The sequence below is a fragment of the Stenotrophomonas sp. YJH_SMC_36 genome, from assembly GCF_059369935.1.
The window spans coordinates 74,278-94,999 of the sequence record NZ_JCAFTD010000007.1 but is presented as its reverse complement, the minus strand read 5'-3'; the positions used below and the strand labels follow the sequence as shown (position 1 = coordinate 94,999).

Below are 20,722 nucleotides of genomic sequence, written 5' to 3'. Positions count from 1 at the left end.
GCCCCTGCTGAGGCGTTTGCCGATGGCAGGGATCCGGAGAGGTGTCCGAGTGGTTGAAGGAGCACGCCTGGAAAGTGTGTAAGCGTCTAAACCGCGCTTCGGGGGTTCGAATCCCCCTCTCTCCGCCAGATGAATGAAAAAGCCGCCCATCGGGCGGCTTTTTTATTTGGTGGGCAGTCGGTTGTCCAGGAAACTGCGCCCAATCTCAGCTGCTGGACAGCTTCATCAGCACCAGCCCCGACACGATCAGCACCGCCGCGCCGATCCGCATCGGGCTGACCTGTTCACCCAGGAACACGATGCCGACCACGAAGGCACCGACCGCGCCGATGCCTGTCCAGATCGTGTAAGCCGTTCCCAGCGGCAGGCTGCGCATGGCCACGGCCAGCAGCCAGAAACTGGCGATCATGCCGGCGAGAGTGACCAGGGTGGGAGTGAGCCTGGTGAAGCCTTCCGATTGCTTCATCGACACGGCCCATACGATTTCCAGCAGGCCAGCGAACAACAGATAGATCCAGGCCATGACGGCCCTCCTCTTGGCAGGGCCAGGCCGTCCTGGTCATTGATTCCCGATGCGGGGGAGGTCGTTCCTCCTGGCCCGGGATTCTAGCAACGCCCGCGCCGCCCGGCCGCGAATACGCGCCGCGGGTTACAGCAGATTCAGCGCATGGCGCTGGCGTCGATACGCATGCCTGCGCTAGAATGCGCGCCTGCCATCGGCCAGCCGATGTGCAGTCCGGCTGTGGTCTCCGGCGCACCCTGCGCTGCTTCCCCTGATCCGTGAACAGGCCGCCTCCGGGCGGCCAACGTCTCTATGGTGGCCCCGTCGGCCCCTCGCGACGCTAGGTCGAAAACCCCGCCAGGGCCGGAAGGCAGCAACGGTATCGATCGACGCGGGCGCCGAGGTCAGCCGGCGGGGCCATCGCCTTTCTGGCAGTGCCGCGCTCTGGTAGAGGTCAACCCTGGTTGGCCCCCTCGCCGGGCGTGGCCCGGCGCTACCGTGCTTCGGGCGTCCCTTGATGGAATACCACCCGCCATCCCTGCCCATGCCTGCGCCACAACGAACTGCGCAGCACCCAGCGCTGCGGCTGGCCATCCAGGTGGTAGCGGCTGCGATAACGCACCTGGGCCAGGTCTGGTGCCAGCAACGAGACCGCGTACTGCTCCGATTCGATCTGCACCTGCGCCCGCTCCAGCGGAATCTCCGCCAGCGCAGCCGCACGGCCATAGCACTGGCCGGAGCTGCCGATCTCGCTGAAATCCTCATCCAGCAGTTCCGACAGCCGCGCGCGATCACCGCGCACCTGCGGGGTGTGCAGCGCGCGTTCCAGATGTTCCAGCTCGGCCGCCAGCGCCGCGTCGGCAGGCTGGCCAGAGGTATTCACGGCGGATCCTGCGCCAGCACGTGCGGCGCGGTCGGGGTCGCCAGCGGCACGCACTGGCCCGGCTGTGCCACGCGGTGTCCGCGCGCGGCCAGCGCAGCACCATCGGCCACGCTGGCGTAGTGGTACAGCATCATCCGCGCCTGCAGCTCAGCGCTGTACTCGCGCTCCAGATCATCGACCCCGGTATGCGATGGATTGCCGTGCAGGCCGCAGTCGTGGGCGATCAGCTCGTTGTCACTGGCGTACCGCGCCAGCATCTCCGGGATCGGCCGGGTATCACCGCTCCAAGTCAGCGCGCCCTGCAGGCGCAACCCATAGGCGGTCTCCGGCCAGTGGTGGCGTGCCGGGAATACTTCCAGGCGCACGCCTTCATGCCAGAACGCGTCGCCGACCACGACCAACTGGAACGCATCCCAGAAATTGGCACCGCCCTCGGCCAGCACATTGGGGTAATCGCCGATGCGCCTGTGCAGCAGCGGCACCACGGTGGCCGGCACATACAGGCGCACCTTCCCACGCCGCTGCGCGTTGAAGTAGGTATCCACGAACAGCCGCTCGAAACCGGCCACATGGTCCAGGTGGACATGCGTGATGAACAGCGCCTGCGGCATGTGGCCGTAGTGCGCCCTGAAGGCGGTCAGGCCTTCCCCGCCACAGTCGATCGTCAACCACGGCCGACCTTCGCGCTCGATCACCGACATCGGTGATCCCAACTCGACCGCCGACGCATTGCCGACGCCGAGGAAACGCAACGACCAGTCCATCAGGTGCCCCGGTTCCAGGCCATGTCATAGGCGCGGCGCAGCCGCGCGTAGTCCTTCTGCACGTCCTCTACGCTGCGCTCGCCGCGCAGCTTGATCAACGAGCGCAGCAGGCGCTTGAGGTTGCGCTCCCGCCAGGCGGTGGCCGGAATGCGGATGACGCCACGATCGAAGTCGATCAGCCAGCCATGGCCGTTGCTGTCGAACAGGATGTTGTGCGCGTTGAGGTCGGCATGGTCCAGGCCGGCACGGTGGAAGCGGGCGATCAGCCGACCGGTCTCTTCCCACGGCGCGCCACGTCCGGCAACCAGCGCGCGGTCGGCCAGCGAACGCACCCCTTCGATCCGTTCCATCAGGATCGCCGCCCGGTAGCGCATGCCCTGCCGCATGTAGAAAGCCGCCACCGGCCGGGGAACCGGCAGCTTCAGCGCGCGCAGGGCCCGCATCAGCCGGAACTCGGCAAAACTGCGGGTCCGGTCGGCGCCCCGCCACAGGTACTGGTCGTGGCTGATCCTGGCCACCAGGCCACCTCGCAGGTAGTGGCGCAGCACGCTGGGGCCGAACGGCGCGTCCACGAACCAGGCGCTGCCACGCCCCCCCTCGCCCACCGGCCGGGCCCGGCTGCCCCAGTGCTGGGGAGAGAACAGGCCGATGTCGGCTTGCCGCAGGCGCTCGCGGTCGAACAGAATGGCCCCGATGCCGCGACCCTCGCGGCATGGCGTCAGCGCTTCATTGGCGTCGAATGCGACCATTTCTTTGAGTCTAACAACACATGGCATCAGCGTCCTCATCCTTGTGCCTTCTGCGCCTGTCCGCACTTGGCGATGTCACCCACGTGGTGCCCCTGGTGCGTACGCTGCAGGCCGCACGCCCGGACACGCCGATCCACTGGATCATCGACAAGGCCGGGCAGAAGTTGCTCGAGGGTCTGCCGGGCGTGACCTTCCACGCCTACGACAAGAAGAGCGGCATGGCCGGCGTCAAGGAGCTGCGCAAGCAGCTGCCACCGGGGCGCTTCGAGGCGCTGCTGCAGATGCAGGTGGCCTTCCGCGCGAACCTGCTGTCGGCGTTCATCCCGGCCGAACGCCGCATCGGATACGACCGCAGCCGCTCGAAGGACCTGCATGGGTTGTTCATCAACGAACGCATTCCGGACCGCCCCGGCATCCACGTGCTGGATGCGATCGGCAGCTTCTGCGAGCCGCTGGGCCTGCACCAGACCGACGTGAGCTGGGACCTGGCCGTGCCGCAGTCGGCCTTCGAGTGGGCCGCGGCGCAGTGGCAGGATGATGGCCGGCCGGTACTGATGATTTCGCCCTGCTCCAGCCACGTCCGCCGCAACTGGTACGCCGACCGCTACGCGGCCGTCGCCAACCATGCCACGCAGCGCGGCTGGCAGGTGGTGCTGTGCGGTGGCCGCAGTGAACTGGAACGCAGCATGGCCGACGCGATCCAGGCCCAGCTGCACACGCCGGCGCTGGACCTGGTCGGCAAGGACACGCTCAAGCAGCTGCCTGCGCTGCTGGCACGCGCCAATCTGGTGATGACACCCGATTCGGGACCGATGCATATCGCCAATGCCATGGGAGCGAAGGTGCTGGGCCTGCACGCGGCCAGCAACCCGCACCGCAGCGGCCCGTATTCGGATCGCCGCTATTGCGTGGACCGCTATGACGACGCCGCACGCAAGTATCTCGGCAAGCAGGCCGCCGACCTCAAGTGGGGCACCAAGATCGAGTTCGATGATGTGATGGAACTGATCACGGTCGAGGACGGCATCGCCGCCTTCGAACGTTACGTGACCGACCACCTCACCTGAGTCGATGGATCATCGGTAGCGCCGGGCCACGCCCGGCGGATCCATCTCACCCGCGCTGTGCGTAATCCTGGTACGACTTCTCTTCCACGTAGGCAGAGCCCAGTGCCAGGTTGATCGCCTTCTTGATGCGCGCACGCTCGTCGTTGCGCAGATACACACTGCGTGCAAGGTCGATGAAGCCCTGGTCGAACGCCTGCGCCTTCTCCTTCAGGCGGATGTCGTCCTCGATGTCCCACAACTGCTCGTTGACGGCCTTGAGTTCACCGCGCAGCTTGGCGATGTCCTTGACCGCGGCCGGGTGCGCCATCCAGGTCTGCTCCAGCGCCGACAGCTCCTTGCGCACGTTGGCCAGCTTGCCCTCGTCGCTGATCCGCTCGGACTTGATCTGCAGGATCGAAATCTTGTCGAGCAGTTCGCCAAAGGACACGGGAACGAGGATTTCAGCAGTCATGGGGGAGCTCCAGCAGGTGATGCGTACATGTTAACCCGCAGCACCCCGAGGGGAGATCCATTGCCGCCCCGCAACGCGCGCGGCCAGCCGGACAACGAAAAAAGCCGCCCGGGGGGCGGCTTTCTTCTTCATCTGGCGGAGAGGGGGGGATTCGAACCCCCGAGGCGCTATAAACGCCTGCCTGATTTCGAGTCAGGTACATTCAACCACTCTGCCACCTCTCCGGGTGGTCCCCGGCGAACCGGGGACGCGCATCATACGAGGAAGTGAGGCTGCCGACAAGTCTCCTGGGGCCTGCGGCGCAATTTTCCTGCCGCCATGCCTTGCCGGATGCCGGTCACGCCGTGATGATGCCCTCTCCCCCGCGCTACTCCGCCCCGCACACCATGATCGAATTCGGACATCTCACCCATCCCGGCCTGCGCCGCGAGCTCAACGAGGACACCTATTACGGTGACAGCGAGCTGGGCGTGTGGCTGGTGGCCGATGGCATGGGCGGGCACGCCTGCGGCGAGGTCGCCAGCGCGCTGGCGCGCGAAGCCATCGTCCGCGAGATCCGCCGCGGCGCGTCGCTGGAGCAGGCCATCCGCACGGCCGACGAAGAGATCATCCGCGCTTCGCGGCGACGCAACGATACGCTGCCGATGGGCACCACCGTGGTCGCCGCGCGCGTGCAGGGCAATCGCTACGAAGTGGCCTGGGTCGGTGACAGCCGGGCCTACCTGTGGCGCGACGGCCAGCTGGCCCAGCTCAGCCAGGATCACAGCGTGGTGCAGGAACTGGTCACGCAGGGCAACCTGACCGCGGAGCAGGCGCGCGCGCATCCGCACCGCAATGTGGTCACCCAGGCGCTGGGCGTGACCGATCCGGCGCACCTGAACGTGGCCACCACCCGTGGCGAACTTCGTCCCGGCATGCAGCTGCTGCTGTGCAGCGATGGCCTGACCGAGGAGGTCGATGATCGTGGCATCGCCCGCACGCTGGCCTTCGACGACGCCAGCGCACAGGAATGCGTGGATACGCTCGTCGCCGCCGCGCTTGATGGCGGCGGCCGCGACAACATCAGCGTGATCCTGGTCCGCTGCCACTGAGCCAGCGGACCGCACGCGCACCCTGCGCCGAGGGTCTACGCGCTGGCGGGCTCTTCCACCTTCGGGCCGTCCCACAGCGCATGACCGGCCTTCTTGCGCAGGCGTTCCAGTCGCGCGGCGTGCGCTTCACGTTCCGATGCGGTGGCGACCACGCGCGGACGCGGCAGCAGCTTGGCAGCATCGAACGCCTGCAGCACCGCGCCACCCGCGCCGGCCTCGTCCTCGCCCAGACCGAAGCCGATCTCTTCCTGCCCTGACGTCAGCGCGATGTAGACATCGCCCAGGATCTGCGCATCGAGCAGGCCGCCGTGCAGTGCACGGTGCGAATTGTCCACGCCCAGCCGCTTGCACAGCGCGTCCAGCGAGTTGCGCTGGCCCGGGAAACGCTCGCGCGCCATCGCCAGGGTATCGATCACGGTGCAGCGATCGGTGATCTTCCCGTACTGCGGCCCCAGCAGGGACAGCTCGTTGTCGAGGAAGCCCAGGTCGAATGCCGCGTTATGGATGATCAGCTCGGCACCGTCGATGAACGCCAGGAACTCATCGGCGATCTGCGCGAACTCGGGCTTGTCGGCCAGGAAGTCCAGGGTCAGGCCGGTGACCTCCTGCGCGCCCTGTTCGAACTCACAGTCCGGCTTGATGTACTGGTGATAGTTGTTGCCGGTGGGGCGACGCTTGAACAGCTCCACGCAGCCGATTTCGACGATGCGGTTGCCCTTCTTCCACTCCAGGCCGGTGGTTTCGGTATCAAGGATGATCTGACGCATGGGCTCAGTTTACCGGGCTGGCATCGCGGATCTGGATGGCGGCATTGCGCGCCAGCGTATCGACGCGTTCATTGTCCGGATCGCCGGAATGCCCCTTCACCCAGCGCCAGTCGATCTGGTGCCGCAGCGTGGCCGCATGCAGCCGCTCCCACAGCTCGCGGTTCTTCACCGGATCACCGCCGGCGGTCTTCCAGTTCTTGCGGATCCAACCCGGCATCCATTGGGTCAGGCCCTGCCGCACATACTGGGAGTCGGTGAACAGCACGATGTTGCAGGGCTCGGTCAGCGCCTCCAGGCCGGAAATGGCCGCCATCAGTTCCATCCGGTTGTTGGTGGTATGCGCTTCGCCGCCGCTCAGTTCACGCTCGTGGTCCTTGTAGCGCAGCAACGCGGCCCAGCCGCCGGGACCGGGATTGCCGAGGCAGGATCCGTCGGTATGGATTTCGATGGTTTTCAATACAGCTCCAGAATCAGGTAGCAACGGTGCCATGCCAGCGCACCGGCAGCGGTGTCGGCCCGGGCAGGGCCAACGTACGTTTTTCGGCATGGAACAGGCAGGCCGCGCGCAGCGGGGCCCAACCCCCGCGGCCACGACTGCCTGCGCCCTGCCAGAGCGGGCCCAGGTAGCGCATGTCGTCGCAGTCCAGCCCGTGACGACCCAGCAGCTGGCGGATCCGCTGCGGCGTACGCACCGTCAGGCCATGCTGGCGCCAGTGGGTGCGGAACGGACTGAACGGATTAAGGCTGCTCAACCACAGATGGCCGCCGGGCATCAGCACCCGCTCGCACTCGTCAAGCAGCTGGTCGGCATCAGCGGCCGTCACGTGCTGCAGCACGATGGCATTGACGCTTTCGGTGGCCAGCGGCAGCGGCAGGCCGCAGCACGCGTCGCCGGCATAGCGGCCGCCGTTGCGGTACAGGCGCAGGCCGCGCCCGCCCGGCTGCGCATCTTCCAGCCAGGCAGCGCTCGGCGCGATCCACATCCAGGGCTGTGCGGGCAGCACCGACAGCTGTGGCAACAGCAGTTGCCGCTCCAGCACGCGCAGGGCCGCCGCCGGCTCGCTGTCGAACCACGGGGCCAGGCTCGCTTGACGGGTGCTCTGCAGCGCGGGCATGGTCCAATTCTATGCGACTGACTGCCCTGCCCGCATTTGCGGACAATTACATCTGGGTGCTGATCGATGATGAAGGCGCTGCCATCGTCGTCGATCCCGGTGATGCCGCGCCGGTGCTGGCGCTGGCCGAACAGGGCCTGCGCGTGGATACCATCCTGCTGACCCACCATCACGACGACCACATCGGTGGCGTGCCGGCCCTGCGTGCCCGTTTTCCCGGCGCGCGGGTGGTCGCACCGGTGGAGGAACGCATCACCACCGCCACCGAACGCGTCGGCGAAGGTGAACGCGTTCAGGCACTGGGCCGGACGTTCCACGTACTATCCGTGCCCGGGCATACCCGCAGCCACATCGCGTTTCACACTGCTGAACATCTTTTCAGCGGAGATTCGTTGTTCAGCCTGGGCTGTGGACGCCTGTTCGAAGGTACGCCGTCCCAGCTGCTGGCATCGATGCGCACGCTGGGTACCTTGCCTGCACGACTGCTGCTTTGTTGTGCCCATGAGTACACCGTGTCAAATGCCGTCTTCGCGCGGCATGTCGACCCCGCCAACGCTGCCCTGCGGCAGCGCCAAGAGGAGGCTTTGGCCATGCGCCGCGATGACCGTTCCACCCTGCCGGTAACCCTGGCCAACGAACTGGACTGCAATCCGTTCCTGCGTGTGCACACCGCGCCGATCCGCGCGGCGGTGTCGGCGCACCTGGGGCGCGACGTCGTTGACGATGTCGATGTCATGGCCGGTCTCCGGCATTGGAAAGACGGCTTCCGCGCATGATGCGCCGAAGTCTGCCGCTGGCCCTGGGCATCGCTCTGGGGCTGGCTGGAACCGCAGGCGCGCAGTCGCTGGGCGCTGGCATCGGCCAGAATCTCACCGCCGCTGCTGCGTTGCCCTTGGACGCCTCTTCGCTGCCACCTGCATCGGTGCGCAATGGCCAGGAGATCTTCTCCAGCTTCCGCGATGGCCTGGCTGAACCCACCTGCGACGCCGAGGCCACCAGCCCGCGCTGGCAGAAGCAGTTCGCGCACGCCCCTTCGCGCCTGGCCAACCAGGATGACGATGCACTGGTCCTGTTCGGCTATGTGGTCGAAGAACTGCGCAAGGCCAACCTGCCGACCGAATTCGCGCTGATTCCCTTCGTGGAAAGCGGCTACCGGCCCAATGCCCGCAATGGCAGCGGACCGACCGGGTTGTGGCAGTTCATCGCCACCACCGCCCGCAACCATCGCGTGCCGATGGCCAACGGCTACGACGGCCGCCTGTCGGCGGTGGATTCGACCCAGGCTGCGGTGCGCTACCTGAAAACCCTGCACGGCATGTTCGGCGGCGACTGGCGGCTGGCCACCATGGCCTACAACGCTGGCGAATATCGCGTGCTGCAGGCGCTGCGCAAGGCGGGCATGAATGCGCAGAACGCCACGCCCTCAGCCCTGCCCGGCCTGTCGCCGGTCACCTATGCCTACGTCGAGAAGCTTCACGCCCTGGCCTGCGTGCTGGAAGACGTGGAAGAACAGCCGGGCGTCATGGCCTCGCTGGACCGCACCGTGCCGGTGCTGAAGGATCATGCCCTGCCGGCCGGCACCAGCGTCCAGCAGTGGGCCGCCCAGCGCTCACTGGACCCGGCACGCATCGCCCGCCTGAATCCCGCCCTGGCCGCCGGTGGCCGCCCCACGGGCACCACCCGGGTGCTGGCCCCTGTCGCAGCGGCGACCGCCGACGTGGTGGACAGCACGACGGCGCTGGCGGCCTCGGTTTCGCCCACCTCTGCCCCCGCTGCCTCGCCAGCGCCGCAGGTTGCCCGCACCGTCGCCGCCGCCGTCGACCGTCCGCGCAGCCGTCGGCATACGGTGCGCAACGGCGAGTCGGCCTGGACCATTGCCCGTCGCTACGGCATGCCGGTCAAGGCGCTGCTGTCGATGAATGGCCTGAGTGGCAGCAGCGTGCTCAAGCCGGGCGCGGTGCTTCGCCTGGAAGACTGACCGGCGCACAGCAGCACCGCGCGATCCTCCTGCTACCGGGCACCCGCCCACGAAAAAGGCCCGGCAATGCCGGGCCTTTCCGTTCTGCCCGCCGTGGGCTTACAGATTCGCTTCGGTGGTCTGCACCACGAACTTCTTGCGCATCGCGTCGATGTAGGCCTTGGCTGCGGCCATGCCGTCGATCTGGCTCAGCTGTTCCTTCAGCTGCTTCTGCTGCTCGGCGGTCACGTCCTTGATGTCGCCCGGATTGACCTTGTTCACCGCGAACACCAGCGCACGGCCGTTGACGTCGACCTTGCCGTAGGTCGGCTTGCCTGCGGTGGGTACCGGCGCGCTGAAGATCGCGCTGTTGATTTCCGGGGTCGGCACCGGCTGGCCACGCGGCAGGCCCGGCATCGGGCTCAGCTGCAGCTTTTCGCTGGCAGCCAGCGACTGCAGGGTGGCACCGCCCTTCAACTTGGCCAGCAGCGCTTCGGCCGCCTTGTCGCTGGCCTGGCGCTGGCGGTCGGCACGAATCGCGGCAATCACCTGCTCGCGGGCCTTCTCCAGCGGCAGCGCCTGCTCCGGCGTGTGGGCCGCGACGCGGATCACGACGCTGTGGTTGGTGGCGCCTCCCAGGGCGATCGGATCGCTGGCGGTCCCGTCCTGCACCAGGACGTCCGAGAACGCGGCGCGCAGCACGGCCGGGTCGCTGGCGATGCCGCTGGCGGTAGCGCGGGTGATCGGTCCCAGGGTCTGCAGCGGCAGCCCCACTTCCTTGGCTGCGGCAGCCAGGTCGCTCGGGCTCTTGTTGATGGCATCGACCAGACGGCCGGCCAGCTCGTTGAAACCGCGCTCACCGTCGGCCTTGAGCTGTTCGGCGGCCAGCGTATCGCGCACGTCCTCGAACGACTTGCCTTCGCCGCCGCGTACCGCGGCCACCTTGATGATGTGGTATCCGTATTCGGTCTTGACCGGACCGATCACATCGCCGGCCTTGGCCGCGAACAGGGCATCGTCAAACGGCTTGACCATCGCGCCACGCTCCACCCAGCCCAGGTCACCGCCCTGGTCCTTGGAGCCCGGATCCTCGGAGTTGGCCTTGGCCAGGGCTGCGAAGTCGGCACCGGCCGCCTTTGCCTGGGCCGCCAGCTTGTTCGCCTTGGCCTCAGCACCGTCGCCGGTAATCAGGATGTGGGCGGCCTGGCGCTGCTCCGGAGAGGTGAACTTGGCCTTCTCTTCCTCGTAGCGCTTGCGCAGGGTGGCTTCGTCGGCCGGCGTCGGCGCCGGCAGGTTGGCACCGTTGACCTCGACATACTCCAGCGAAACGGTTTCGGCCTGGCGGAAATCCTTGCCATGGCTGTCGTACCACTGCTTGATCTGCGCATCGGTCACCGGGGCCGTGTCAGCCGGCACCGGCGGCAGCGCAGCCAGCTCGACATCACGGGTTTCGCCCAGCAGCTTCAACAGGCGTTCGGTCTCGGCCTGGGTGACAAAACCGGAGTTCTGCAGTCCGGCCGGAATCACCGACTGCTGCAGGCTCTCGCGCACCAGTTCCTGGAACTGGGTCGGGGTACGCGGAGGATTGCCGCCGGCCAGCGCCAGGCGGTAGCTGTTTTCGTTGAACTTGCCATCCGGCCCCTGGAACGCCGGCATGGACGTGATGTACTCGCGCACGGCGCCATCGCCAATCACCACACCCGCCTGCTCGCCGACCAGGCGCACGACCTGCTCGTCGATCAGCTGATCCAGGACCGCCAGCTTGTTCTCGGTGCTTTCGAACGCGCGCGGGTCGAAGTTCTCGCCCTGCTGCTGGCGCTCACGCATGCGCTCCTGCTCGAAACGGGTGCGGAAATCCTGCGCGCTGATCTCATGGTGCTGCCACAGCATGCGTACCGGCCACCACGACGGCGCGGAACGCCACCAGGTCGGCGGTGCGGAAACCTTGGCCACGTTCTGTGCGCCAACGCCACCCAGGTAGCTGTTGTCGATCACGAACAGGAACGGAATCATCAGCAGCCCCAGGATCACGGTGACGATCCAGCCTGAGGTCTTGTCGCGGAGTTTCTGCAGCATGGTGAGGAATCACAAGGCCTGATTGGCGAGCCCGGCAGTGTAACCCGCTTCGTCGCAGGGACCAAAAACGCCAAGGGCGACATGCGCGCAAAGAAAAAGCCCCCGGCATTCGCCGAGGGCTTTTGAAAGTTGGCGGAGCGGACGGGACTCGAACCCGCGACCTCCGGCGTGACAGGCCAGCATTCTAACCAGCTGAACTACCGCTCCGCGCTTGAAACTTTGCAGGCGCCCAGTATATCCGAAGACACCCTGGAAACCCAGCCCGATGAACACTTTTTTCAAAGTTTTCTCACAGGGACTTAAGAACTTCGCAATGGCGGAGCGGACGGGACTCGAACCCGCGACCTCCGGCGTGACAGGCCAGCATTCTAACCAGCTGAACTACCGCTCCGTGCTTGCGACAACCCTTCTGCCTTCGTCCCGGACAGGCCGGGGAGAAGACAAGGCCCCCAGCTTTGGGCCGGGGGCCTCGATGTAATGGCGGAGCGGACGGGACTCGAACCCGCGACCTCCGGCGTGACAGGCCAGCATTCTAACCAGCTGAACTACCGCTCCGCGTTGTACTGCTTGTGTTCTCTTCCCGATCAGGATCAGGGAGAAAACAAAGCCTCCAGCTTTTGGCCGGAGGCCTCGTTGAAGTGGCGGAGCGGACGGGACTCGAACCCGCGACCTCCGGCGTGACAGGCCAGCATTCTAACCAGCTGAACTACCGCTCCACACTCAAACTTTTACCGCGGTGCTGTGGTGGGTGCTGAGGGTTTCGAACCCCCGACCCTCTCCGTGTAAAGGAGACGCTCTACCGCTGAGCTAAGCACCCCAGCGAGCCGCTTAGTTTACAGCATCCTTAAGGGCCTTGCCAGCCTTGAAGGACGGATTCTTCGAAGCAGCGATCTTGATGGTGTCGCCGGTCTTCGGGTTGCGGCCGGTGCGGGCTGCACGGTCGCGGACCTGGAAGGTACCGAAGCCGACCAGGGTGACCGCATCGCCGTCCTTCAGCGCCTTGGTGATGGCAGCAACGACGGCATCGACAGCGCGGCTGGACTCGGCCTTGGTCAGGTCGGCAGCTTCAGCAACGGCGTCGATCAATTCGGTCTTGTTCATTCTCTACAACTCCTTTGGCGGTGGGTTCCGCGGATTCGACAGGGAAGCAACCGCACGCCATCTGCGCGCGATCGCCATGTGGAAACGGTTCGCCGATTCAGAGATCGCCAACAGCGATCACTCATTTGCGAGTGCTGCTTTTATACCAGTGGCCCTACCCCCACGCAAGCTGGAAAGCCAGCAACGACGCGGGTTTCAGGCCATTCGGCAACGCGCGTCAGTGCTTGACGCGCGCGTTTCCACTCGGTTTCGCCTTGCTACGTACCGTGACGCGCTGCGCACTCTTGCGCGCCTTCTTCGGTGCCAGCGGACGCTCCAATGCCAGATCAAGCACTTCTTCGATGTACTTCACCGGCACGATCTTCAGATCACGGGTGACGTTGGCCGGGATGTCGGCCAGATCCTTGCGGTTCTCTTCGGGAATGATGACCGTGCGGATACCGCCACGCAGTGCAGCCAGCAGCTTCTCCTTCAGTCCACCGATGGCGGTGACCCGCCCACGCAGCGTGATTTCGCCGGTCATCGCCACATCGGCACGCACCGGCACCCTGGTCAGCATCGAGACCAGGGACGTCACCATCGCCGCGCCGGCGCTCGGGCCGTCCTTCGGCGTGGCACCGTCCGGAACGTGCAGGTGCACGTCGTGCTTCTGCAGGAAGTCGCTGTCGATGCCGAAACGATCGGCGCGCGAACGCACGACCGACAGCGCCGCCGAAGCCGATTCCTTCATCACGTTGCCGAGCTGGCCGGTCAGGATCAACTGGCCCTTGCCCGGTACCAGCGTCGATTCGATCTGCAGCAGGTCGCCACCGACTTCGGTCCAGGCCAGGCCGGTGACCAGGCCGATCTCGTTTTCTTCCTCGGCGCGACCAAAATCGAAGCGGCGCACGCCCAGGTACTTGTCCAGGTTCTTGCCGGTCACCGTGACCAGCGCCTTGGCCTTCTTCGCGCCCTTCCTGGCCTTCACCGGCTGCGGGCCTGCCAGCGCGATCTCCTTCACCACCTTGCGGCAGATCTTGGCGATCTCGCGTTCCAGATTGCGAACGCCCGACTCGCGGGTGTAGTAGCGCACGATGTCCTGGATCGCATCGCTGCCGATTTCCAGTTCCTCCGGCTTAAGGCCATTGGCCTTGATCTGCTTGGGCACCAGGTAGCGGGTCGCGATGTTGAGCTTCTCATCCTCGGTGTAACCGGGGATGCGGATCACTTCCATGCGGTCCAGCAGCGGGCCCGGAATGTTGAGCGAGTTCGAGGTGGCCACGAACATCACTTCCGACAGATCCAGGTCCACTTCCAGGTAGTGATCGTTGAATGCGTTGTTCTGCTCCGGATCGAGCACTTCCAGCAGCGCCGAGGAGGGATCACCACGGAAGTCCATCGACATCTTGTCGATCTCGTCGAGCACGAACAGCGGGTTCTTGCTGCCGACCTTGTTGAGGTTCTGCACGATGCGGCCCGGCATGGAGCCGACGTAGGTGCGACGGTGGCCGCGGATCTCGGCCTCATCACGCACGCCGCCCAGCGACATGCGCACGAACTTGCGGTTGGTGGCCTTGGCGATGGACTGGCCGAGCGAGGTCTTGCCCACGCCCGGGGGCCCGACCAGGCACAGGATCGGGCCCTTCATCTGCTTCACCCGCGACTGCACCGCCAGGTATTCAAGGATGCGCTCCTTGACCTTCTCCAGGCCGTAATGGTCGGCATCGAGTGTGTCCTGCGCGGCCTTCAGGTCCTTGCGCACCTTGGTGCGCTTCTTCCACGGCACGCCCAGCAGCCACTCCAGGTAATTGCGCACGACCGCCGCCTCAGCGGACATCGGCGACATCTGCTTGAGCTTGTTCAGTTCGTTGCGCGCCTTGGCTTCCACGGCCTTCGGCATGCCCGCTTCGGCGATCTTGCGGGCCAGCTCTTCCAGCTCGCCCGGCGCGTCGTCGAGGTCACCCAGTTCCTTCTGGATGGCCTTCATCTGTTCGTTGAGGTAGTACTCGCGCTGGCTCTTCTCCATCTGCGACTTCACGCGGCCGCGGATGCGCTTTTCCATCTGCTGCACGTCGATCTCGCCGTCGACCAGGCCGACCAGCATCTCCAGGCGCTCGCCGACGGCCAGCGTTTCCAGCAGGCGCTGCTTGTCGGCCAGGCGCACGCTGATGTGGGCGGCGATGGTGTCGGCCAGGCGCGCAGGCTCGTCGATCCCGGCCAGGGTCTGCAGCAGCTCCGGCGGCAGCTTGCGGTTGGTTTTCACGTACTGCTCGAACAGCGACATCAGCGAGCGGGCGATCGCCTCGATCTCGCGCGGCTCGCGCTCGTCCGCAGCGTCGATCTCCACGGCCTGGCCGTGCAGCGAACCGTTGCGTTCGTCGACATGGGTCACCTGCACGCGCGAGAGGCCTTCGACCAGCACCTTGATCGTGCCATCGGGGAGCTTCAGCAGCTGCAGCACCTGCGCCAGCGTACCGACCTGGTAGAGATCGGCCGCATGCGGGTCGTCGGTCTCGGCGGACTTCTGCGCGAGCAGCAGGATGCGCTTGTCTGCCTCCATTGCCTGTTCGAGCGCGTGCATGGACTTGTCACGGCCGACGAACAGCGGGATGACCATGTGCGGGAACACCACTACGTCGCGCAGCGGCAGGACCGGCAGGTCGAGGGTTTCACTTGGGGAACGGGCCATGGGGGCTCCAGGGAAGGGGAAAACCGCCTCCGGGAGGACATCTTCCGGAGACAAAAAAAGCCGATGGCCCCGTTATGGGGCCATCGGCTTTCAGATGCAAGGCATTCCTTTAAAATTCTTTCCAATCAACAACTTGGAAGAATCACTCGGCGCCTGCGGCCTTCTGTTCAGGGGCCGCCGGGGTCTGGTAGATCAGGTACGGCTCGGACTTGTGCTCGATCACCGATTCGTCCACCACCACCTTGCTGACGTTTTCCTGCGAAGGCAGGTCGTACATGGTGTCCAGCAGCACCGATTCGACGATGGTGCGCAGGCCACGGGCGCCGGTCTTGCGCTTGAGCGCCTTGCGGGCGATGGCCGACAGGGCGTCCGGACGGAACTCCAGTTCGACGTTCTCCATCTCGAACAGCTTCTTGAACTGCTTGGTGATGGCGTTCTTCGGTTCGGTCAGGATCTTGATCAGGGCCGGCTCGTCCAGCTCCTCCAGGGTCGCCACCACCGGCAGGCGGCCGACGAACTCGGGAATCAGGCCGAACTTGATCAGATCTTCCGGCTCGACTTCTGCCAGCAGCTTGCCCACTTCCTGCTTGCGCTCGGCACTCTTCACCTTGGCGCCGAAGCCGATGCTGCCCACGTCGGTGGAACGGGCCTGGATCACCTTGTCCAGGCCGGCGAACGCGCCGCCGCAGATGAACAGGATGTTCTTGGTGTCCACCTGCAGGAACTCCTGCTGCGGATGCTTGCGACCGCCCTGCGGCGGCACGCTGGCCACGGTACCTTCGATCAGCTTCAGCAGGGCCTGCTGTACGCCTTCGCCGGACACGTCGCGGGTGATCGACGGGTTCTCGCTCTTGCGCGAGATCTTGTCGATCTCATCGATGTAGACGATGCCCTGCTGCGCCTTCTCGACGTCGTAGTCGCACTTCTGCAGCAGCTTCTGGATGATGTTCTCCACGTCCTCGCCCACGTAACCGGCTTCGGTCAGCGTGGTGGCGTCGGCCATGGTGAACGGCACGTTGAGCAGGCGGGCCAGGGTTTCGGCCAGCAGGGTCTTGCCCGAACCGGTCGGACCGACCAGCAGGATGTTCGACTTCGCCAGCTCGACGTCGTCGTTCTTCTGCCGGCTCTCGATGCGCTTGTAATGGTTGTATACGGCCACGGCCAAGGTGCGCTTGGCACGGTTCTGGCCGATCACGTACTGGTCGAGGACCTCGAGGATCTCGCGCGGCTTCGGCAGCGAGCTGCGCGCCGACTGCGCCTTTTCCTCAAGTTCTTCGCGGATGATGTCGTTGCACAGCTCCACGCATTCATCGCAGATGAACACGCTCGGACCCGCAATCAGCTTGCGCACTTCATGCTGGCTCTTGCCGCAGAAAGAGCAGTAGAGGATCTTGCCGGTGTCCGTGGAACGACCTTGGCGGTCTTCGCTCATGCTTCGCTTACCCAGTTACCCCACCCGCTGAACGGGGGTTCGATTCGAGAATAGCACAGGGCCGGAGGGACACCAGTCCCGCCCGACCCTGCAGGAACGAGGCCTGCCTGGCCCCGTGAAGGCGGCTCAACCCGCCTGGACCGACTCATCCGGGCGACGCTCCAGGACCTGGTCGACCAGGCCGTAGGCCTGCGCTTCGACCGCACTCTTGAAGTTGTCGCGCTCGGTATCGCGAGCGATCGTTTCCAGCGACTGGCCGGTGTGGCGGGCCAGGATCTCATTCAGGCGCGAACGCAGCGTCAGGATCTCGCGCGCGTGGATGTCGATGTCCGTCGCCTGGCCCTGGTAACCCCCCAGCGGCTGGTGGATCATCACGCGCGAATTGGGCAGCGCATAGCGCTTGCCGGCTTCACCTGCAGCCAGCAGGAGGGCACCCATCGAGGCCGCCTGGCCGATGCAGGTGGTGCTCACATTCGGCTTGATGTACTGCATGGTGTCGTAGATCGCCATACCGGCGGTGACCACGCCACCCGGCGAGTTGATGTAGATGTTGATGTCCTTTTCCGGGTTCTCCGATTCCAGGAACAGCAACTGCGCCACCACCACGTTGGCCATGTGATCGTCGATCGGGCCCACGAGGAAGATCAGGCGCTCCTTCAACAGGCGCGAATAGATGTCGTAGGCACGCTCGCCGCGGCTGGTCTGCTCGACCACCATCGGAACCAGGTTCAGGGCTTTGGTTCGGTTGTCCATTACGTGAGGTACCTATCTTGGGGGGAAACAACCCCGCGCCGGCAGGGGCGCGGGGCATACGGTGATCCGCCCGGACTTACTGGCGGATCGCGTCCTGGAACGACAGCTTCTCTTCGGTGTGCTGGGCGCGCTCGGCGATCCAGTCGATCACCTGCTCTTCCATCACACGGTTCTGCAGACCAGACATCAGCTGGGGGTCGTTGCGGTACATCTCAATGACCTGCTCCGGCTCTTCGTAGGTCGAGGCGATCAGACGCAGCGTTTCGTTCAGGCGCTTGGGCTCCAGGCGCAGATCGTTGGTGCGCGCCACTTCGCCGACCAGCAGGCCGACCAGCACGCGCTTGGCGGCGGCGTCCTTGAAACCTTCGTGGGCATCGGCCGGGATCTCGCCCGGGTTGCGGCCGCTGCGGCGGATCTGCTCGACCTGCTGGGCCAGCATCGCGCGGGCTTCGTTCTCGACCAGGCGCGGCGGCATTTCCACCGAGGAATAGGCGGCGATCAGCTGCTCGCCCACTTCACGGCGCAGGCGGTTCATCAGCGCGCCCTTGAGCTCGCGCTCCAGGTTGGCGCGGATGTCGCTGCGGAACTGCTCGACATCACCGCCCTTCACGCCGAAGCTCTTGATGAAGGCCTCATCGACCGCCGGCACCACCGGCTCGGACACTTCGGCAACCTTGACGGTGACCTGCACGGTCTTGCCGGCCAGCACCGGCACGCGCCAGTCGGCCGGGAAATCGACGTCCAGCGTCTTTTCCTCGCCCTTGGCCAGGCCGACCAGGCCCTTTTCGATGGTCTCGAACATCATGCCCTGGCCGAGCACGATCGAACCCTTCTCGGTGCCTTCGGCCGGCAGGCGCTCTTCGCCGGCCTGCGACCAGGTTTCGACCGCGACCAGGTCGCCATCCTGCGCGCCACGCGCAACCGGTGCCCAGGTGCGGCGCTGGTTCTGCAGGTTCTCGATCATCTGGTCGATGTCGGCGTCGGTGATCTCGGCGGTGTGGCGCACCACGGTCAGCTTGCTGACGTCGATGTCACCGAAGTCCGGCACCACTTCCACGGTGGCCACGAAGGAGAACTCACCCTCGTCGCCCTTGTCGATGCGCGGGCTGCCGACGATGCGCAGATCGTGCTCACGCACGGCCGCGTCGAAGGTTTCACGCAGCAGGCCGTCCAGCGCCTCGCCACGGACCTGCGCGCCGAAGCGCTGCTCGATCACCTTGGCCGGCACCTTGCCCGGACGGAAACCCTTGATGCGGGTGGTACGGGCGATTTCGCCCAGGCGGCCGTTGATGTGGCTCTGCAGACGGTCTTCCGGCAGCGAGAAGCTCAGGCGGCGTTCCAGGTTGCCGATGGATTCGATCGAAGCTTGCATGTTGACTCCTGCCACCGGTGGCGCTCTGGCCTCCGGCTCGATGATGGATGAAACGGTTGTAAGGTGACGGCGTCCGGGACGCGCCTGCTTGCCGCAGCCCTTTAGTTTCGCCCAATTCGGCGTGCACTGCCAGCGCAGGCCGGGCAAGCGCCTCGGGAACGCCCGGCGGGGGCGGAGGCAGGCCGGCACTGGTGCGAAAGGGGGGACTCGAACCCCCACGCCTTGCGGCACTGGAACCTAAATCCAGGGCGTCTACCAATTCCGCCACTTTCGCGTGGCCGGCACAGGCCGTCATTGTCGCAGGCGGGTGCACAAAGCGGAAGGCGTGACAAACCTGAATACGTAGTCGAGGCGCCCACGCGCAGGCGCCGGCACGTGCGCGTAGACTCGTGCCGTTGCCGCCACCCGGTCTGCCCCGATGGAACGCACCCCACTCCGCACGCCCCTGCAGGCCCGGATGCCCGGCTGGTCCACACTCGTCTGGCTGCTCGGTCTTGCAGTAGCGCTGCACTTCCTGTGGGTCACCGCACAGCGCTACGGGCAGGTCAGCGCCGAGGCCTATGGCATGTTCTGGGAGCGTCGCAACTGGCTGTGGCTGCATGTCGCCGGCGGCAGCCTGGCCATGCTGGCCGGCGCCACGCAGTTCATCGGTCCCCTGCGGAGACACCGGCCCCGGCTGCATCGCTGGCTGGGACGGATCTACCTGGCCGGCATCCTGCTGGGGAGTGCCGCTGTCGCCGGCCTGATCGCCACCACCCAGGGCTGGCTGGCACTGAAAATGGCGTTCGCTGCCACCGGCCTGGCGTGGTTGGTCACATCATTCTGCGGCTATCGCAGCATCCGGCGTGGCGACGTCGAGCAGCACCGGCGATGGATGCTGCGCAGCTACCTGGTGACGCTGTCACCCGCGGTGTTCCGCCTGGCGCTGCTGGTGCCTGCGCTCATGCAGCTGGCATCGCCTCTGGTGATGGTGCCGAGCCTGCTGGTACTGAGCTGGGCCCTGCCGTTGCTGGTGCATGAAGCAGGAAGGCGCGTGGTGTCCATCGGCACACTCGCAGAGCCGTCCGGCAGCCGCTGAACACCCAAGAAAAAAGCCACCTGGAGGACCAAGTGGCTTTCGTCTGGTGGGCTGTCAAGGATTCGAACCTTGGACCTATTGATTAAGAGTCAACTGCTCTACCAACTGAGCTAACAGCCCGAAATCGGGGCGCGAATTATGACCTGATGCGCACACGGGGTGCAAGCTTTTTTTCAACATCGTTGATCGATGCATGCGTGCCACGACCCAAGGTGCTTCGCATGCCCTTTGCGCGGCCTGCAGGCAAGAAAAAAGCCACCTGGGGTACCAGGTGGCTTCTGTCTTGGTGGGCCGTCAAGGATTCGAACCTTGGACCTATTGATTAAGAGTCAACTGCTCTACCAACTGAGCTAACGGCCCGTGAAACTCAGACGCATATTATAGCGTGCATTCTGTTTATTGCAACACCGTGTCGGCTGTGCCGATGCGGTTGAATCAGTGGGGTGGCTGAGGGGATTCGAACCCCCGACCACCGGAATCACAATCCGGTACTCTAACCAACTGAGCTACAGCCACCACTGAAACATTCGCTTCATCGCCAATGCTGCTGGCGCTGGAGCTTTGAAGCCTTGCCTGGAGACCGTCACCGAAGTTCGGGCCGCCGAAGCGAGTCCGATATTCTGGTGGAGTCCTCACGCTTTTGCAAGCCTTTCTTCACATCCGCCGACGCGGTCCCGGTGCCTCGCCAATGGCGCGCCCGACAGGAATCGAACCTGTAACCGCCGGCTTAGAAGGCCGGTGCTCTATCCAGTTGAGCTACGGGCGCCCGAACCGGAACGGCGTCCAATCCGACGTGGCGTGGGATTGGTCGGGGTAGAGGGATTCGAACCCCCGACATCCTGCTCCCAAAGCAGGCGCGCTACCAGACTGCGCTATACCCCGGTCTTGCAATCCCC

At 65.4% G+C, this 20,722-nt stretch carries 19 protein-coding genes, 13 tRNA genes and 1 other RNA gene; 7 read left to right on the top strand and 26 right to left on the bottom strand.

Going from position 1 to position 20,722, the window contains the following annotated elements; genetic code table 11:
- Window positions 1-35: 35 nt before the first annotated feature.
- Window positions 36-128: transfer RNA gene (locus AC5P76_RS14470), tRNA-Ser, on the top strand.
- A gap of 77 nt (window positions 129-205) precedes the next feature.
- Here AC5P76_RS14470 and AC5P76_RS14465 read toward each other — a convergent pair.
- On the bottom strand, window positions 206-523 hold the full coding sequence (locus AC5P76_RS14465) for a DMT family transporter (RefSeq protein ID WP_053519073.1): 318 nt from the start codon (window positions 521-523) through the stop codon (window positions 206-208).
- Window positions 524-823: 300 nt separating this feature from the next.
- On the opposite strand from AC5P76_RS14465, the gene ffs reads away from it, so the two are divergent.
- Window positions 824-920: signal recognition particle sRNA small type (gene ffs, locus AC5P76_RS14460), an RNA gene on the top strand.
- 75 nt (window positions 921-995) lie between these two features.
- Here the strand turns inward: ffs and AC5P76_RS14455 are convergent.
- Genes AC5P76_RS14455 through AC5P76_RS14445 form a run of 3 tightly spaced genes read right to left on the bottom strand, consistent with a single transcriptional unit; the run spans window position 996 to window position 2,898 of the window.
- Window positions 996-1,385 carry a nuclear transport factor 2 family protein gene (locus AC5P76_RS14455; RefSeq protein WP_053519070.1) on the bottom strand — a complete coding sequence of 130 codons (390 nt, stop codon included), beginning with the start codon at window positions 1,383-1,385 and terminating at the stop codon, window positions 996-998.
- On the bottom strand, window positions 1,382-2,149 hold the full coding sequence (locus AC5P76_RS14450; RefSeq protein WP_253118870.1) for an MBL fold metallo-hydrolase: 768 nt from the start codon (window positions 2,147-2,149) through the stop codon (window positions 1,382-1,384). Before AC5P76_RS14450 ends, AC5P76_RS14455 begins: the two co-directional genes overlap by 4 nt.
- Entirely contained in the window at window positions 2,149-2,898 is a 750-nt protein-coding gene (locus AC5P76_RS14445; RefSeq protein WP_053519066.1) for a 3-deoxy-D-manno-octulosonic acid kinase, read from the bottom strand. Before AC5P76_RS14445 ends, AC5P76_RS14450 begins: the two co-directional genes overlap by 1 nt.
- A gap of 20 nt (window positions 2,899-2,918) precedes the next feature.
- Here AC5P76_RS14445 and AC5P76_RS14440 point away from each other — a divergent pair, with 20 nt between their 5' ends.
- Window positions 2,919-3,965 carry a glycosyltransferase family 9 protein gene (locus tag AC5P76_RS14440; RefSeq protein WP_111187162.1) on the top strand — a complete coding sequence of 349 codons (1,047 nt, stop codon included), beginning with the start codon at window positions 2,919-2,921 and terminating at the stop codon, window positions 3,963-3,965.
- 46 nt (window positions 3,966-4,011) lie between these two features.
- On the opposite strand, the gene AC5P76_RS14435 is transcribed toward AC5P76_RS14440, so the two are convergent.
- Entirely contained in the window at window positions 4,012-4,416 is a 405-nt protein-coding gene (locus AC5P76_RS14435) for a DUF6165 family protein (RefSeq protein WP_053519062.1), read from the bottom strand.
- Between the two features lie 133 nt (window positions 4,417-4,549).
- Window positions 4,550-4,640 (bottom strand) — tRNA-Ser (locus AC5P76_RS14430).
- A 162-nt stretch (window positions 4,641-4,802) separates the two neighbouring features.
- Between AC5P76_RS14430 and AC5P76_RS14425 the strand changes: the two genes are divergently transcribed.
- Window positions 4,803-5,507, top strand: a complete 705-nt coding sequence (locus AC5P76_RS14425; protein ID WP_053519060.1) for a PP2C family protein-serine/threonine phosphatase — start codon at window positions 4,803-4,805, stop codon at window positions 5,505-5,507.
- Between the two features lie 35 nt (window positions 5,508-5,542).
- Here the strand turns inward: AC5P76_RS14425 and dnaQ are convergent, their stop codons facing one another.
- Genes dnaQ through AC5P76_RS14410 form a run of 3 tightly spaced genes read right to left on the bottom strand, consistent with a single transcriptional unit; the run spans window position 5,543 to window position 7,389 of the window.
- Window positions 5,543-6,274 carry a DNA polymerase III subunit epsilon gene (dnaQ, locus tag AC5P76_RS14420; RefSeq protein WP_053519058.1) on the bottom strand — a complete coding sequence of 244 codons (732 nt, stop codon included), beginning with the start codon at window positions 6,272-6,274 and terminating at the stop codon, window positions 5,543-5,545.
- Between the two features lie 4 nt (window positions 6,275-6,278).
- Window positions 6,279-6,731 carry a ribonuclease HI gene (rnhA, locus tag AC5P76_RS14415; RefSeq protein WP_053519056.1) on the bottom strand — a complete coding sequence of 151 codons (453 nt, stop codon included), beginning with the start codon at window positions 6,729-6,731 and terminating at the stop codon, window positions 6,279-6,281.
- Between the two features lie 13 nt (window positions 6,732-6,744).
- Window positions 6,745-7,389, bottom strand: coding sequence for a methyltransferase domain-containing protein (locus AC5P76_RS14410; protein ID WP_053519054.1), 645 nt, complete (start codon window positions 7,387-7,389; stop codon window positions 6,745-6,747).
- A gap of 11 nt (window positions 7,390-7,400) precedes the next feature.
- Here AC5P76_RS14410 and gloB point away from each other — a divergent pair, with 11 nt between their 5' ends.
- Together gloB and AC5P76_RS14400 are read left to right on the top strand one after the other, a co-directional pair.
- On the top strand, window positions 7,401-8,165 hold the full coding sequence (gene gloB, locus AC5P76_RS14405) for a hydroxyacylglutathione hydrolase (protein WP_053519052.1): 765 nt from the start codon (window positions 7,401-7,403) through the stop codon (window positions 8,163-8,165).
- On the top strand, window positions 8,162-9,367 hold the full coding sequence (locus tag AC5P76_RS14400; protein ID WP_111187163.1) for a lytic transglycosylase domain-containing protein: 1,206 nt from the start codon (window positions 8,162-8,164) through the stop codon (window positions 9,365-9,367). The genes gloB and AC5P76_RS14400 overlap by 4 nt, the downstream gene beginning before the upstream one ends.
- A gap of 99 nt (window positions 9,368-9,466) precedes the next feature.
- Here AC5P76_RS14400 and AC5P76_RS14395 read toward each other — a convergent pair whose 3' ends face one another.
- The 12 genes from AC5P76_RS14395 to AC5P76_RS14340 all read right to left on the bottom strand — a co-directional run bounded on the left by AC5P76_RS14395 (window position 9,467) and on the right by AC5P76_RS14340 (window position 19,022).
- Window positions 9,467-11,422, bottom strand: a complete 1,956-nt coding sequence (locus AC5P76_RS14395; protein WP_253118869.1) for a peptidyl-prolyl cis-trans isomerase — start codon at window positions 11,420-11,422, stop codon at window positions 9,467-9,469.
- Window positions 11,423-11,552: 130 nt separating this feature from the next.
- Window positions 11,553-11,629: transfer RNA gene (locus tag AC5P76_RS14390), tRNA-Asp, on the bottom strand.
- 107 nt (window positions 11,630-11,736) lie between these two features.
- A tRNA-Asp gene (locus tag AC5P76_RS14385) sits at window positions 11,737-11,813 on the bottom strand.
- 87 nt (window positions 11,814-11,900) lie between these two features.
- Window positions 11,901-11,977 (bottom strand) — tRNA-Asp (locus AC5P76_RS14380).
- A gap of 84 nt (window positions 11,978-12,061) precedes the next feature.
- Window positions 12,062-12,138, bottom strand: a tRNA-Asp gene (locus tag AC5P76_RS14375).
- 26 nt (window positions 12,139-12,164) lie between these two features.
- Window positions 12,165-12,239, bottom strand: a tRNA-Val gene (locus AC5P76_RS14370).
- An 11-nt stretch (window positions 12,240-12,250) separates the two neighbouring features.
- Complete coding sequence (locus AC5P76_RS14365) at window positions 12,251-12,523, bottom strand: HU family DNA-binding protein (RefSeq protein ID WP_005408270.1); 273 nt, start codon at window positions 12,521-12,523, stop codon at window positions 12,251-12,253.
- A 217-nt stretch (window positions 12,524-12,740) separates the two neighbouring features.
- Window positions 12,741-15,191: an endopeptidase La gene (gene lon / locus AC5P76_RS14360; RefSeq protein WP_053520353.1), complete on the bottom strand. Its 2,451-nt coding sequence runs from the start codon at window positions 15,189-15,191 to the stop codon at window positions 12,741-12,743.
- A gap of 142 nt (window positions 15,192-15,333) precedes the next feature.
- Window positions 15,334-16,623, bottom strand: a complete 1,290-nt coding sequence (gene clpX / locus AC5P76_RS14355) for an ATP-dependent Clp protease ATP-binding subunit ClpX (protein ID WP_053520352.1) — start codon at window positions 16,621-16,623, stop codon at window positions 15,334-15,336.
- 126 nt (window positions 16,624-16,749) lie between these two features.
- Window positions 16,750-17,376 carry an ATP-dependent Clp endopeptidase proteolytic subunit ClpP gene (gene clpP, locus AC5P76_RS14350; protein ID WP_053520351.1) on the bottom strand — a complete coding sequence of 209 codons (627 nt, stop codon included), beginning with the start codon at window positions 17,374-17,376 and terminating at the stop codon, window positions 16,750-16,752.
- Window positions 17,377-17,452: 76 nt separating this feature from the next.
- Window positions 17,453-18,748: a trigger factor gene (gene tig / locus AC5P76_RS14345; protein ID WP_053520350.1), complete on the bottom strand. Its 1,296-nt coding sequence runs from the start codon at window positions 18,746-18,748 to the stop codon at window positions 17,453-17,455.
- A 189-nt stretch (window positions 18,749-18,937) separates the two neighbouring features.
- Window positions 18,938-19,022: transfer RNA gene (locus tag AC5P76_RS14340), tRNA-Leu, on the bottom strand.
- A 144-nt stretch (window positions 19,023-19,166) separates the two neighbouring features.
- Here AC5P76_RS14340 and AC5P76_RS14335 point away from each other — a divergent pair.
- Window positions 19,167-19,826, top strand: a complete 660-nt coding sequence (locus AC5P76_RS14335; RefSeq protein WP_080375359.1) for a DUF2306 domain-containing protein — start codon at window positions 19,167-19,169, stop codon at window positions 19,824-19,826.
- A gap of 44 nt (window positions 19,827-19,870) precedes the next feature.
- Here AC5P76_RS14335 and AC5P76_RS14330 read toward each other — a convergent pair.
- From AC5P76_RS14330 to AC5P76_RS14310, 5 genes are all read right to left on the bottom strand, one after another.
- A tRNA-Lys gene (locus tag AC5P76_RS14330) sits at window positions 19,871-19,946 on the bottom strand.
- A gap of 164 nt (window positions 19,947-20,110) precedes the next feature.
- Window positions 20,111-20,186 (bottom strand) — tRNA-Lys (locus tag AC5P76_RS14325).
- A 79-nt stretch (window positions 20,187-20,265) separates the two neighbouring features.
- Window positions 20,266-20,342 (bottom strand) — tRNA-His (locus AC5P76_RS14320).
- Window positions 20,343-20,515: 173 nt separating this feature from the next.
- A tRNA-Arg gene (locus AC5P76_RS14315) sits at window positions 20,516-20,592 on the bottom strand.
- Between the two features lie 39 nt (window positions 20,593-20,631).
- Window positions 20,632-20,708 (bottom strand) — tRNA-Pro (locus AC5P76_RS14310).
- Between the last annotated feature and the right edge of the window lie 14 nt (window positions 20,709-20,722).